The organism is Streptomyces virginiae (genome assembly GCF_041432505.1).
GTDB lineage: Bacteria > Actinomycetota > Actinomycetes > Streptomycetales > Streptomycetaceae > Streptomyces > Streptomyces virginiae_A.
In genome coordinates, this window is sequence record NZ_CP107871.1 from 6,485,375 (window position 1) to 6,498,721 (window position 13,347).

The following is a 13,347-nucleotide window of genomic DNA, read 5'->3' on the forward strand; positions in this document are numbered from 1 at the left end:
GCCGCAGGCGGGACACGGGCGGTGGGAACGCTCTCTCTTGGGGATCTTCTTCTTGGGAGGCATCAGGCTCTGCTTCGTTCGATTCGGGCGGTGGATCAGGTCGCGGATGTCGGTGCGGTCATCGCGTGGAGCTGTGGCGGTCGAGGTGGGGAGCCGTGGTGCGGAAGTCGTCGAGGAGTTCGACGGCGGCACGGGCACGAATCGTCTCCAGCTCCCCACCACTCGTCACCGGCGTCCGGCGCGGCAGGCCCTCCGCCGGCGGCACGAGATGCTGCGGCACCTGAGAGGGCATCACGTAGCGCGATGCGTCCAGCGGCAGCTGGTAGAAGACGTCCCAGCCCGCCTCGTTGCGCAGCGCTCCTCGGATGCGCTCCTCGGACATGTTCAGGGCGGATTGTGCTCTCGTGTCGCCTTCGTGCCCGCGGAATATCTCTCGGCAGCGTTCCTCCCACGCGTCGGCACCGTGATCCAGGCCGATTTCGAGGAAGGGATTGCTGAACCGGCCTCGGACATTCCGCCTCGTCTCCCGCCAGGCACGCAGAAGCCGGAGGTTGCGTTCGGCGACGGAGCTTCCGTGATCTGCGGCCATCTCCGCGTACTTCTCCGCAGAGTCGAGCAATCTGTCCCTGGCCGCGGGTGACTCGGCGTTCTCGCTCTGCACTGCTGCCGCGTAGGCAGCAAGGGCGCAGCCTTCCTCCACGAGCTCTACCGAGATCCTGCGGCTGCTGCTGCCGCCGCGCGCCAGCGAATGCGCCTGACGAGCAGCAGCCTCCAGATCGCCTGCCTTGACCGCATCGTAGGCCCGCTGCGCGGCGATGAGGGCGTAGAAGGGACTACGACCTGCATCCACGGTCTCCCTTGGTTCCCACAGGGCGGCCATCAGTTGCCAGAGCCCGAGGTCCTCGCCCATGGCAGTCGGCCACTGTCCCGAAAGAGCGCCCGACTTGAGATCGCGCAGTTCGATCTGCTGGGTACGGGGCAGAGCCGCGTCGAGCGCGTCGAACACCGTCAGGTCGCCGTCGAGGACGACGTCGTACAGTAGATCCCACACGTCGTCCGGCTCCTGCCGCGTGAGCGGCTCACCACGCAGGAATGACTGCCGACGCAGGAAGCCCTGCCAGCCGAGCCTCGAGGCTTCCTCATCGGTGATTTTCTCCGGCACGAGCCGTGCACGCAGGTAGAGGGCCTCCTGCGCGTCCCGCGTCATCCAGGGCGTGTCTTCGGCAAGCAGCCCGCCGCGATCGACGAGGTCGTCGATGACGGTCAGGGGAGCCCACGGGAGCAGCTCGTCCAGGAACCGGTTCGGCAGGGGCACCGCGCCCCGGGTGGCGGCGGTGGCGAAGAGGGAGAAGGCGGGACCGCCCGTCACCGCGTGGGACCGCGTGCTGACGAGGTCCAGGCTGGGCGCCGTCGAACACAGCAGCCGGCACCGCGCCAGGCCCGCCTCGGTGAGCCATTGGACGCCGGCCGCCCATAGGTTTCGTATGTGCCCCAGTATCGAGGCCGGTGGAAGGAGGGCAAGGCCCGAGCGCACGGCGGGCAACAACTCCACTCGGTCGGGATCTCCTTCCAGTGCCCGGAGGAGCACAGTCTTGTCCGCCTCGGGTATCCCGGTGGCGGCCGCCGTTTCCGCAAGCATGGCCAGCACGGCTTCGACCGCTTCGCTGCCTCCGACACCGAGCCACCGCCACTTGCGCTGCACGAAACCGCTCACGGCAGAGGGGTCTCGGCCTTCCCGGCGCTCCCGCGCCCGCGTCAAGCGCTCGCGTTCGGCTGCCTTTGCCGCCTGACGGGCGGCGAGCGCATCTGTCATTTCGTACACGGCGACAGGTTATCCGTGCACCCTGACGAACCGTACGGTCGCGCACGCATCGTGACCTTGGCGAGGCATGGTGCGGCGGCACCTTAGGCCGGGCGTCGAGCACAGGACGGCTCTTACCGATGACCGTGTGCGGGGGCGAAGGGCGCACACCGGCGCCGCCGGACCTCGGCGGCCGGCATCCCGGCCGAGCCGGAGGCTCCCCATGAGCGCACGGACCTTCCGGCAGCGGTCAGCCCGGGCGATGGGAGCCGGATGCTGATCCCGTTCGCGCGCAAGGCGGAAGACCGTGTCGATGCAAAAACAAAATTGCATGCTGCCGAAGCCGTGGGGCCGCGCACTCATACCTTCGTCCTGTCAGAAGCGCTGTCACTGAGGGATCGAGGGGAGTCGTAGCATGCAGCAGCACAGGAGTCTGCTCTTCATTCTGGTCATCCAGGCCGCCGTGATTGTCGGCCTGCTGGCCGGCATCATCCAGTTCGCTGATGGGGGACAGCTGATGGGGGCGATCAAGTACGGCGGCGTGGCCTTCGCAGGTGCCATGGGGCTGGGCATTTCGACCGTCACCTGGCTGAGGCCGTCATGACGTTGTCCGGACGGCACGGCTCGTCAGAGTTAAGAAGCGTGTGGCGCGCGTTGGACGCGTTGTGTGCCGCCTCGGCGCCGGAGCTCGGTCACCAGCTCGCCCTCCAGGTGATCTTCCTGAGATCGTGGCCCGCACCCGATGGGGCAGGGCTCGACCGGTCCTTCGGGCCCGCTGAGCCTGCGCTGAACAGAGCATGGGCACTTCTGGAATTCGGCCGCTCGTCCGACCCGGTGGCCCATCAGGCGGTCCGGTCCCGCAGGCTGCACGGAGAGGCCGACCGCGCGCTGGCCGCGCTGATCGCCCAGGTCGCTCGGCTGGAACAGCCCGCAGGCCTGTTCGACGCTTGCCTCGACCGGTACTCGTCCCGGTTCGGGGCGGGAGGGGACTACTACACCCCCCGTCCGCTGGCCCGGCTCATGGCCGGCCTAGCCGCGCCCCAGCCCGGAGAACGCGTCCTTGACCCCGTCTGCGGAAGCGGAAGGCTTCTGGTTGCCGCAGACGAGTGGGCGCGCGGAAAGGAGCACGGGCCCGGTGTGCTCGCGGTACATGGCCGGGACATCCGTCCTGAGGCTCGTCGCGCCGCAGCGATGAACCTGACGCTCGGTGGACTGCACTACGAACTGGGCGGTGAGGCGGTCGACAGCCTGCATGCCGGCCCGACCGGCCTGTCCCCCGATGTCATTCTCGCCAACCCACCGCTGAACACCAACGACTGGGGATACCAGGAGCTGATCCGAGACCCACGGTGGAGCCTCGGCCCTCCGCCGAAGGGAAACGCGAACTTCGCCTGGCTCCAGCACGTCGTGCACGAGCTGTCGGCTCAAGGGCGGGCAGTCATACTGCTTCCGGACAGTGCGACGAGAGGGCTCAACACTGCGGAGTCGTACATCCGCCGCCGCCTGGTGGAGCGTGACCTACTGGCCGGCGTGGTGGCCCTGCCGTCGCGGCTCTTCCCTCACACGAGGTCGGGCGCAACCCTTTGGCTTCTCGCCAGGGACAAGAGCGCGAGCCCACGCTGGGGCCGGAAGTCCCGGGTGGGCGAAGTGCTCCTGGCGGACGCGCGGCGATTGGGCACCCCAGCCGACCGGGCGGGCGGCGCTCCCCGCGCGGACGCGGCCATCGATCGGATCTGGCAGATCTTCGCGAACTGGAGAGTCACCTCCTCCGCCCAGGAGGACAGAACCGGGCAGGTTGACTGGTGCCGCTCTGTGAACCATGACGACATCGCACGCCGCGGCTACGACCTCAGCCCGGGCAGTTACGTACAGACGGCCCCCGCGAGCACGGAGGACGCATTGTCCGAGGCGGAGCACCGGCATCCGAAAGACGCGCTGTACGAGCACTTCGAGCACGCCCTGCGCATGAGCGAGCGGCTCCGGGACGTACTCGGGACGGAACCGGCGGAGTGGGTGCAGGAGTGAAGCGCACAAGGGAAGCCGGCGCATTCGATGCGCCGGGGTGGATCACATGCGAGCTGGCCGACGTACCCGGCGTCGAGTCGGTCTCCTACGGCGTGGTGCGCCCAGGCAGGCACGACCCGGGGGGCGTCCCCATGATCCGGGCCGGCGATATTGCGGACGGAGCCGTAGACACGAGCGAGCTTGCACGGATCGCCCCGGATGTGCACCGGCAGAACCGGCGGACGTCACTTCGGGCGGACGATCTCCTCGTCGTGCTGGTCGGGAGGATCGGGGACACGGCAGTCGCCGGTCCGGACAACCACGACTGGAACGTCGCCCGATCAGTCGCCGTCATCCGGTTCACCGTGGCCGGACTGACCCACGGGATCGACATGTGGATCCGCTGGTGGCTTGGCACGCCCCGAGCCCGAGACCTGCTGCGCGTGGGCTCCGCGGGCGCTGAGCACGCGACGCTGCCTCTCGCCGACCTCAAACAGCTTCCCGTTTCGGTTCCGCCACAGCATCTTCGTGAGCGGATCCTGCTCACGATCGATCTCGCGCAACGGAAGACGGCGCTGAACACGAAGATCGCGGGTCGCGCGACCGAACTCGCGGACGCGTACTTCGGCCGCTTCGCGCAGGGCCACGCCCGCAGCGGCATGCACCGGCCAGGAGTGACTGTCGCGGACGTAGGCCAGGTCATCGGCGGTGCTCCCCAGGCCGGACGGCTCGACGGTGACCGAGCCCTCGCATGGGCATCGCCGAGGGAAGTACTCAACAACAGGACGGTTCATCTGGACCGCACTGCCGGGATCACCTGGGCGCCATGCGATATGGCCTGCCCACCGGGAACGCTGCTGATCGCACCGCGGCCGGGCGAAGTCAGAACGGTCGCGGCGGCGATGCCTGTCGTTCCCGGGCGCGGCATGCTGGCGATCCGCACGGGAAGCGAGGTGGACCGGATGTGGCTGCTCCACGAGTTGCGGGCCAGAAGCGAGGAGCTGGTCGCCACGGCGCAAGGAGAACAAGCGCGTGCGATGAGCCGGAAGGCGTTCTCGAAGTTCCCCCTGTCGTGGCCGCCGGAGGAGGTACGAGAACGGTTCGCCGGTATCGCTGCTCCGCTCCACGCCCGGGCCCTCGCGGCCCTCAGGGAGAACCGCGCGCTCCAGGAACTGGTCGTGTTCGAAATGACCGGGGATCCGACAGCCAAGAGGTGAGTAATGTGCCCCCACAGAACGAGCAGACGGCAGCCTCCAGCTTGTTGCGGAAGGTCACGAAGACCCTGCGCGGAACCATGGACGCGGCCCAATACAAGAGCATCGTCCTGACCCTGCTCTACTTTCGCTTCCTGTCCTTGGAGTTCGAGCAAGCACGACGACGGACAGAGGCGGAGGGCCTGCGGGACGAACACCTCCTCCATGGCGCCGGAGGACCGCGATGGGTCCCTCCCCTGGCCCGCTGGGACACCCTCATCCGGCGCGTCCGGGATCCTGACGACGATCCGGTGACGGCGCTCGACGAGGCACTCGACGCCATGCGGCGAAGCGAGGGTGATCTCGCCGACCTTTTTCCGCCCGCCAACGCCCTCATCGGAGGCCTGCGGCGATCGCAGGTCACCGAACTGTTCACCCTCCTGGACGAGCCCCTCGACGCCGCGTCGTACGAGAACCTTCTCGGAGAGTTCGCCCGCTTCGAAGGCAAGAAGGGCGGCGAGTTCCACACGCCGAGGAGTGTGGTGCGCCTCCTCGTCGAGACGTTGCAGCCGGAGCGTGGGCGTGTGTACGACCCCTGCTGCGGTTCCGGCGGGATGCTGATCCAGTCAGCGAGGTTCGTGGTCGAGCGAGGGGGCGATCCGGATGCGGACCTGGCGTACTACGGGCAGGAGGTGAACGCCGGCAGCTGGAAGCTGGCGCGGATGAACCTGCACGTTAACGGGGTCCTGGCAGACCTGCGCCGCGCCGATGTGCTTGAGCGTGACCCGAGTGCGCGGCTCAAGGCGGACTGGGTGTTGGCCAACCCACCGTTCAACATGCGGGATTGGGCGCGCAACGAGGGGGATCTGCGTTGGCGCTACGGGGTTCCACCGCGTACCAACGCGAATTTCGCCTGGTTGCAGCACGCCGTCGACAAGCTGAGTGATCAGGGGAGCGCCGGCCTCGTACTGGCGAACGGTTCCTTGTCGTCCAAGCAGATGGGTGAAGGTGAGATTCGCCGGGCGATGGTGGAGGACGACCTGGTTGCGTGCGTCGTGGCGCTTCCTGCCCAGCTCTTTTCGTCCACTCTGATATCGGCGTGTGTCTGGTTCCTGACCAAGGACAAGTCGCCGCAGGGGAAACCGGGATTGGCGGACCGTCGTGGTCAGACGCTGTTCATTGACGCCCGCGGTATGGGTGACACTGTCGGGCGGGCTCATCGCGTACTGACGGACAGTCATCGGTCGGAGATCGCCGGTGCCTACCACGCCTGGCGCGGAACGGGTTGCCGAGGCGACGTGTATCAGGATGTGCCTGGCTTCTGCCGTTCTGCAGGGGGAGATGAAGTCCGGCGGAACCAGTACATCCTCACGCCGGGCCGATATGTCGGTGGGGCGCCGGCGGCGGGCCCGGCCCCGGGCGGCGGGCAGGCCGACGAGCTCATCGGCGAACTGGAGCGTGAGCTTCTCGAGCTGCTGGAGCGATCCGATCAATTGGCACGGCAGATCCGTCTCCATCTGGACACGTGAGTTTGCTCAGGGAGGTGTGATCCAAGCGCTTCATCTACCAGCTGACGCGGGAAGGAAAGGCCGCCGAGCAGGCTCTGGCCGTATACGGCGAAGTGCTGGGGCGGCGGGGTGAGCTGCAGGCCGTCGCTGCACGACATCGTCGCGCAGTTGCGGGCCCTCCTCGTGCTGGCAGCCGAGGAGGTGCCGGATACGGCCAAGACCAATCTCGCGCGCCGCCCTCGCCAGCCGCATTGCCGTACTCGCCAACAACGCGCAAGCCTCATGGAATCGCTCACGCGGACGATCGACCTCCACGACATGGGCGAGTACGTCTTCGTCGGCTGGGGCCAGCTCGTCCAATAGCTAGAGCGCTTCATCCAGGAGCTGATCAGCCTCGGCGGGCGCATCGTTCGGCTGATCCTGGAGCTGGAGGGCGACGGCCTGATCCAGCGCCTGTTGCGGGCTGCCGCTGCTCGCGAGGCCGCCGACGCAACCCTGCAGGGAGCCGCCCATGCCGAGCGGGCCGCGTACGAGCGGTGGGCTGGTCGATGGGCCGGACGCTGTTGGTGGACCTTGAGGAATGAGCGTGTTCATTCAGCCGTGACGCTCGTTTGACGCTCAGGCTCGGAATCGGCCCGCTCGCAGAGCTGGTAAACCGCCTCTGATCAGCCACTTTTGCGGGGCCGGTTCGCGCGACGTGTAAACGATGACCCACCACGTGGAGTGCGTCGCGATCCTGGAGCCGGTGGGGAAGAGCCTCTGACCTGCAGCTTCTCGGCATTCTCTGTTTGGTCGACCTGATTTCGGAGGGCGCGGGCGGCGCTCGTCCGACTCCGGATCGCGGGCGGCGGACAGCAGGGCCACGCGCCGCGCGAGGGCTGCGAGGGCAAGGCGGGGATTCTCCCGGGCGGTCCGGCCCCAGGCTTGACCGAACCGACCCAGCCGGTCGCCGAGTTCCTCTCGCTGAGGGGATCCCCGTCGAGGAGGGACAACACCCCTTGGGTGAAGTCGTGCTGCTTCCGCACTCGCCCGATCTCGAAGGCGGACAGACCCTGCTGGCCCAGCATCCGCGCCGCAAGGGCGTCGAGATCGAGCTTGTCCGGACGCGACACCACATCGGGGCCGCCCGAGCAGGTGATGACCTCCTCGGGTGAAGGCGGCTCCGGCAGCGCGTAGTTCACCGGTCCGGTGAACTGCTCGGGTGTCATCCGTTCCTCGCCCAGCACCACGTACTGGATCCGGGAGTCCTGCCACAGCGCTCGGTCCTCGCTCCGCTGGAGCAGAAGGTCGAGCAGCTTGTAGTTCGTGATCAGCAGGTCGGGAGGAGACTGCCGCATGTCCTCGCGCCGGGTCATCAACCGGCGGAAGTCCGTGTCCGGGCGGTCGCCGATGTAGAGCCCGGCCGTCACCTGGGCCAGTTCCGGCTGCGCGAGGTAGTCGCCGATGCGGCCGGCCCGGTCGGGGCGAGCGCATTCATCGGTTCGCCTGGTGCCGGTACGGGGTGAATCCGGGTCCCACTCCAGGTACTTCTCCCACCCGGCCGCGGCCTTGTGGAAGGGAGTACTGATCCGTAGGTAGGGACCGCGGAACATCCCGCTCTCGGGGTGCTCCAGGAACCGCTCCGACGCCCGCCGGTGTCCTCGTCGGTGAGCGCGTAGGTCGTCGTGAGGTACTGGGTGAGACTGCCGCGCAACTGCGCGGCGGCCGGCGTGGGCCTCACGACGTTCTCCTCTGCTGCGTACCAGGTCGTTGAGCCGGCTCAGGTGCATACGGACCTGACGACATCGTTCCTGGGTATGCGGGTCGGCCATTGATTCCGGCCAGTGCGTGGCCGGTGCCCGTCCGATGCCCGCCAGGCGGCAACGGATCCTCGTACAGTCTTTGCACCTGTGTGGTGATCTTGGGGGAGCGGTACACATGACCGATACGGAGCGTCCATATCCCGTTGCGGAGTTCCTGACGGCGGTGCGCGCCGAGATCCTCGCGGAGCACCGGAACGACGCCGAGGGTGCCGTAAAGGTCGCGCTCTCCAAGGGGCGGCTCCTTTCGTACTCCGAAGGGGCCCGCGAGTATCTCTTCGAGTGCCGGAACTGGCACGACGGTCTGGACGGTGTTCCCGTTCTCGCCCGGCCGTCCCGCTCCCGGAAGGCCTGGGACCCGGCCGAGGCCTCTCGTGCCCCGGACGGCACCGTACGGCTCGTGACGAAAGCCGACTTCGGGGCAGCGCCCACCAACATCCAGATCCGCAAGGACGACTCGTCCAACTGGGCCGCCCTGTCGGAACGTCTGGAGGCCGTCGGCCAACAGGACAGTCCCATCGACGCAGGGCACGCCGGCTGGCTGGTCGGCCGCGGTACCCCTCGCACCGGCCGTGCCGAGAACCCGGGGCAATGGGTGGCGGACTGGGCAGGGCTTCAGCTCAACCCGCGTCAGCGTGACGCCGTCGCGCAGGCGCTCGCCAGTGAGGTGCTGTTCCTGTGGGGACCGCCCGGCACCGGAAAGACGGACGTCGTCGGCCACATCGTCGAGGGCAGCTTCCGCCAAGGGCTCAAGATCCTCTTCCTGGCTCCGACGAACGTCGCGGTGGATCAGGCCCTGGAGCGGATGTGCTCCCTCCTGGAGCACGAGGAGGGCTTTGCCGAGGGGATCGTCCAGCGGGCCGGGAACATCGTCCTGCCGTCGCTGCGCAGTCGCTACGGAGACCAGGTCGACCCGAGCAGGATCGCGGCGCTGCTCGTGGAGAGCATCGACCGGCAGATCAGCACGGCGGCCGACCAGCTCAAGGGCACGAGAGCGGCGCTGGCCCTCCACGACCGGGTACGGGACCTGGAGTCGGACCTGGCCACCGCCGTGGGGGAGACGGCCGCGGCCGGCCGCGACCAGGCCGCAGCGGCCCGGACGGTGCTCGCAGCGGATGCGGCGGCCGCACAGCTGCGCTTGGCGATCGACAAGGTGGGGCCGCCGACAGGCTTTCTCGCGGAACGAAAGGCCGCGAAACTGAGGGACCTCCACTCCGCCTGGGCGGACGAAGCGTTCCGCGCATCACAGGCCCGGGAAATCGTCGCGAGTGCCGCCCGTCGCCATACCGCGGGTGGACAACAGGCGGCCGAAGCCCGCCGCGCCCTGCCCGCTGCCTACGCCGCGGTCGTGGGGATCCCGCCCAGGGAGACCGTCGCCGAGACGGCTGCCTCCCTCCAGGTGCGACTCGACGAGCTCGACCGAAAGCGCAAGCGCATCCACGACGAGGTCCGGTCCCGCTGCCGGGTGCTCGGAGCCACCGTGGCCAAGGCCGTCCAGTCGAGGAAACTGCTCGACGAGATCGACGTCGTGGTGATCGACGAAGCCGGGATGGTCAACCTGCCCTCGGCCTGGTTCGCCGCCGGCCTCGCCCGCAAGCGGGTGATCGTGGCCGGGGACTTCCGCCAGCTCCCCGCCGTGACCAAGGGCGACGGGGACCGGCAGGCGAGCGAGGAAGAAAGGTCCCACTCCCGAGAGTGGACGGCGCGGGACGCCTTCCACGCCGCCGGGCTGGTCGACCCGTCCGGGCGGGTACGCCAGGACCCGCGCCTGGTGGCGCTCGACACCCAGTACCGGATGCGGGAGCCGATCTGCGCGGTCGTGAACGAGGTGGCGTACCCGGACGCGCCCCTCAAGACCGGGCGCGGCAACACCACCCGTCTGCCGTTCGCCCCGCTCATCGACTCCCCGGTGATCCTGATCGACACCTCCGGCCGCCGGATTCCCGGCGGAGGCCGCAAGCCCCACATGACGAACGCCGTCCACGCCGCCGTCATCCACGAGCTCGTCCGCGGACTCCAGTACGAGGGCGTCCTGCCCGGCCGCAAGTGGCAGGACGTCCCCGAAGGGGAGCGGGCGACCGACCGGCTCGCCGTCATCTCCCCGTACCGCGAGCAGGTCAAGGCGCTCAAGAGCAGCCTCACCCACCGGTTCGGGGAGGACTACGACGGCCTGGTCGACACCGTCCACCGGTTCCAGGGCAGCCAGCGCCCCGTCGTGCTCCTCGACACGGTCGCGGGCGCAGGCAAAGACCCCGGCTTCTTCTACAGCGGAACAGGGCTGTCCTCGCAGACCTGCCGCCTCCTCAACGTCGCCCTCAGCCGGGCCCAGGACCACCTGGTCGTCGTGGCGGACGTCGCGTTCCTGCGCAAGCACCTGGCCCCGCACAGCGAGGCCCTGGCGATGGTCGACCACCTGGAGGCGCACGCGCAGACCATCTCCGCCGACCAGCTGATCCCCATCCTGGACGCCGACCAGCTGGCCCACCTGTCGGAAGAGGACCTGGTAAGGCCCGCCTTCTTCGAGCACAGCGAGGTCGCGGCCGCGGTCGAGTGGGACGTGGAACGGGCGCAGCACAGCATCGAGCTGTACTCCGCGTTCATGGACCGGGCTCCGGTCGGCCGGTGGGCACGGCTACTCGGACCAAGGACGGCGGCCGGCATCCAGGTCACGGTCTTCACCCGCCCACCGGAAGAGCAGCAGGAACCCTCCCGCGTGGCGCGGCACCGGGAACTCGTCCAGCAACTGGAGGCCGCCGGCTGCCGGGTCGAGTTCCGGGACCGCATGCACGAGAAGGTCCTCATCCTGGACGGGGCGGTCCTCTGGCACGGCTCGAAGAACCTGCTCGCCAACATCGGGCCGACGGACCTGATGATGCGCTACACCGACCCGGCCTCCTGCGACCGCGTACGGAAGCTGATGGAACACACCCGCATGGAACGCCCGGCACGAGGGCCGTGGCGCCCGGCGGAACAGGACGCTCCGGCGCCGCCCGAGGTCCCGGCCCAGCGGGCGCCGACGCCCGACAAGGTGTACCCGGGACTGGTCCGGGACGGCCGCCTGTACCTCAAGGTCCCGTACGAGCAGAAGGACGAGGCGAAACGCCTGCTGAGTGCCAAGTGGGACAAGCAGGCGGGGCACTGGTGGGTCGACGCCACCAAGATCACGCCGGAGCAGGCGGCGCGCTGGCTGCCGTAGGGGGACTGATGCAGGGAAAGCGATACGACCAACGCGTGCTCGTGCTGGTCGAGGTGCGGGGGGAGCAGCGCGACTGGGACCAGGCGGAGCGGGCGTTCGACCAGCAGGGCTGGCCGGTCGTCGCTGCATTCGCCCGGGGGGAAGGCGCCTCGCGGGGCGTGCTGAGCGCGGACACCACGGCGCGACTGTACTCCGTCGAGGTGCGGTTCTTCGGAGCCCGCAACCGGCGCACCGAGCAGGCGGCCGAATGGTGGGTGCAACGGCTGGCACGCAGAACCAGGCTGGAGATGTACGCCCGACGCTGTGAGCCGGTGGACCGGGATCGGGAGCAATTGACCGGCTGGCGGGCACATACGGTGGCTCACAGGCCGCCCCGTGTGCCCGATCCGAGACCCTTGACGCCGATGGCACGGCTGCGCCGATCCGCTGTGATGGCACGCGCGCGCCTCGCCGAGGGTTCCGGTCGGCACGACACAGGCACCCTGGTGAGGGGGACGGCCTCGGAGGCCCTGCGGCTGTCGCGGATGGACCTGCCCGGAGGTTCCGCCCCCGAGGCCGCCATCGACGTGCGAACACGCCATGGCCGGGAGCGAAGGCACATCGTGCAGCGGCGTGAGGAGGACCATCGGCGTGTCACGTCCCGCGTCATGGCCTGGACGTTCGCCATGCTGTTCTGCGTGGTCGTCGCCCGGCAGGCGAGCGGTGCGCGAACGTGGGTCTGGGGCACCGCCGCGGTGTTGTGCCTTCTGTGGTCCGCTTGGTTGACGCGCGACGTGTTCGCGGAGGGGGGCCGCGTGGGGAGCATCCTCACGTGGGGCGTGGCAACCGTGTTCCTCCTTGCCGTCGCCTTGGGCGCGGACATGGGGGAAACGAGGGGCTGGACCCCCGTGCAAGTACTGTCGGTCTTCGCCGTCACGGCTACGTCCACAGGAATCTGGCTGCTGGTCCGCCAGTGGACGTGGGGCGAATGGCTCGCCTGGGCCGCACCGTTGCTCTTCGCGCTCGTCGCGTCCTGTGTTGTGGCTTCGGGGTCGGTGATGCACGCGCTGTACGCCGACAGCCTGGACCTCACACCCGATGACCTCGATGTCCCCGCGCTGTGGCAGGCCGCTTCGGCGCTCAAACTCTTGAGCTTTCTGAGCTTCGCCCTGTTCGTACCGGCCTTGTGGGGCATTGCGAAGCACGTGCACGCGTCATTCGTCAGCCCCGTCGAGCGGTTCGGTGTTCTGTCGTACGTGGTCGCCCAGGTGGCGGTGGTGCTGTTCTGCACGCTGGGAGCGCTGGACTCGGCGGGGGACGCGGTGAAGGAGCTCCGTACGGCTGCGGCCCAGAAGGCGGAACTGCCCTCCTATTTCGGGGTGGAGCCGGAGTGGATGTGCGTGGAGCCGACCGTCTTGGCGGCGAAACTCAGCAGCCGGGGTGGCGTCCTGCGACCCGAGCAGCCGTACGTCTCCTTCGGGGAGGCCGGAGGAACGGTGTCCTTGTGGGACGAGCCGGCGGGCAAGGCGTTGCAGATGCCGGCCGAGCAGGTGCGCCTCGTACCGGCCGCGGACGGCAGGGTCCGGTGCACGTTCTCGTACGAGGCCCTGCCGAAGGGAGACTGACCCGCGCCAGTCCGCGAAGAGGTCGGGTCCGCCGACCGGCTGGAGCGGGACATGCTGGACATCTGGAGCCGGCACCTGGGTACGCAGGGGGGCCCGGAGGACAACTTCTTCGCGTTGGGCGGCAACTCGCTCCTGGTCGTCCGCGTATTGGCCGAGGTCAAGGAGCTCGGTGCACCGAAGATCGCCGTGCGGGACTTCTACCGGAACTCCTTCGCACGGCATTCGGCGCCGTCCAGGAGCAG

Annotated in this window: 10 protein-coding genes and 1 pseudogene; 8 read left to right on the forward strand and 3 right to left on the reverse strand. The window is 68.7% G+C overall.

What is annotated here, in order from left to right; genetic code table 11:
• Positions 1-118: 118 nt before the first annotated feature.
• Positions 119-1,813, reverse strand: a complete 1,695-nt coding sequence (locus tag OG624_RS30135) for a hypothetical protein (protein WP_371640887.1) — start codon at positions 1,811-1,813, stop codon at positions 119-121.
• 403 nt (positions 1,814-2,216) lie between these two features.
• Between OG624_RS30135 and OG624_RS30140 the strand changes: the two genes are divergently transcribed.
• From OG624_RS30140 to OG624_RS30160, 5 genes are all read left to right on the forward strand, one after another.
• Positions 2,217-2,405 (forward strand): hypothetical protein, encoded by a 189-nt coding sequence (locus tag OG624_RS30140; protein ID WP_371640022.1) that lies wholly within the window; start codon positions 2,217-2,219, stop codon positions 2,403-2,405.
• Positions 2,402-3,826: an N-6 DNA methylase gene (locus tag OG624_RS30145; protein WP_371640024.1), complete on the forward strand. Its 1,425-nt coding sequence runs from the start codon at positions 2,402-2,404 to the stop codon at positions 3,824-3,826. Before OG624_RS30140 ends, OG624_RS30145 begins: the two co-directional genes overlap by 4 nt.
• Complete coding sequence (locus tag OG624_RS30150) at positions 3,823-5,022, forward strand: hypothetical protein (RefSeq protein ID WP_371640026.1); 1,200 nt, start codon at positions 3,823-3,825, stop codon at positions 5,020-5,022. The genes OG624_RS30145 and OG624_RS30150 overlap by 4 nt, the downstream gene beginning before the upstream one ends.
• A gap of 5 nt (positions 5,023-5,027) precedes the next feature.
• Positions 5,028-6,527, forward strand: a complete 1,500-nt coding sequence (locus tag OG624_RS30155; protein ID WP_371640027.1) for a type I restriction-modification system subunit M — start codon at positions 5,028-5,030, stop codon at positions 6,525-6,527.
• A 108-nt stretch (positions 6,528-6,635) separates the two neighbouring features.
• Positions 6,636-6,869 (forward strand): hypothetical protein, encoded by a 234-nt coding sequence (locus OG624_RS30160; RefSeq protein WP_371640028.1) that lies wholly within the window; start codon positions 6,636-6,638, stop codon positions 6,867-6,869.
• On the opposite strand, the gene OG624_RS30165 is transcribed toward OG624_RS30160, so the two are convergent.
• Positions 6,870-7,100 carry a hypothetical protein gene (locus OG624_RS30165; protein ID WP_371640029.1) on the reverse strand — a complete coding sequence of 77 codons (231 nt, stop codon included), beginning with the start codon at positions 7,098-7,100 and terminating at the stop codon, positions 6,870-6,872.
• Positions 7,101-7,171: 71 nt separating this feature from the next.
• Positions 7,172-8,098, reverse strand: coding sequence for a hypothetical protein (locus tag OG624_RS30170; RefSeq protein ID WP_371640030.1), 927 nt, complete (start codon positions 8,096-8,098; stop codon positions 7,172-7,174).
• A 325-nt stretch (positions 8,099-8,423) separates the two neighbouring features.
• Between OG624_RS30170 and OG624_RS30175 the strand changes: the two genes are divergently transcribed.
• The 3 genes and pseudogenes from OG624_RS30175 to OG624_RS30185 all read left to right on the forward strand — a co-directional run.
• Positions 8,424-11,501: an AAA domain-containing protein gene (locus OG624_RS30175; RefSeq protein ID WP_371640031.1), complete on the forward strand. Its 3,078-nt coding sequence runs from the start codon at positions 8,424-8,426 to the stop codon at positions 11,499-11,501.
• Between the two features lie 35 nt (positions 11,502-11,536).
• Positions 11,537-13,105, forward strand: a complete 1,569-nt coding sequence (locus OG624_RS30180) for an NnrS multi-domain protein (protein WP_371640033.1) — start codon at positions 11,537-11,539, stop codon at positions 13,103-13,105.
• 51 nt (positions 13,106-13,156) lie between these two features.
• Positions 13,157-13,300 (forward strand): annotated as a pseudogene (locus OG624_RS30185) (phosphopantetheine-binding protein); the annotation flags it as partial.
• Between the last annotated feature and the right edge of the window lie 47 nt (positions 13,301-13,347).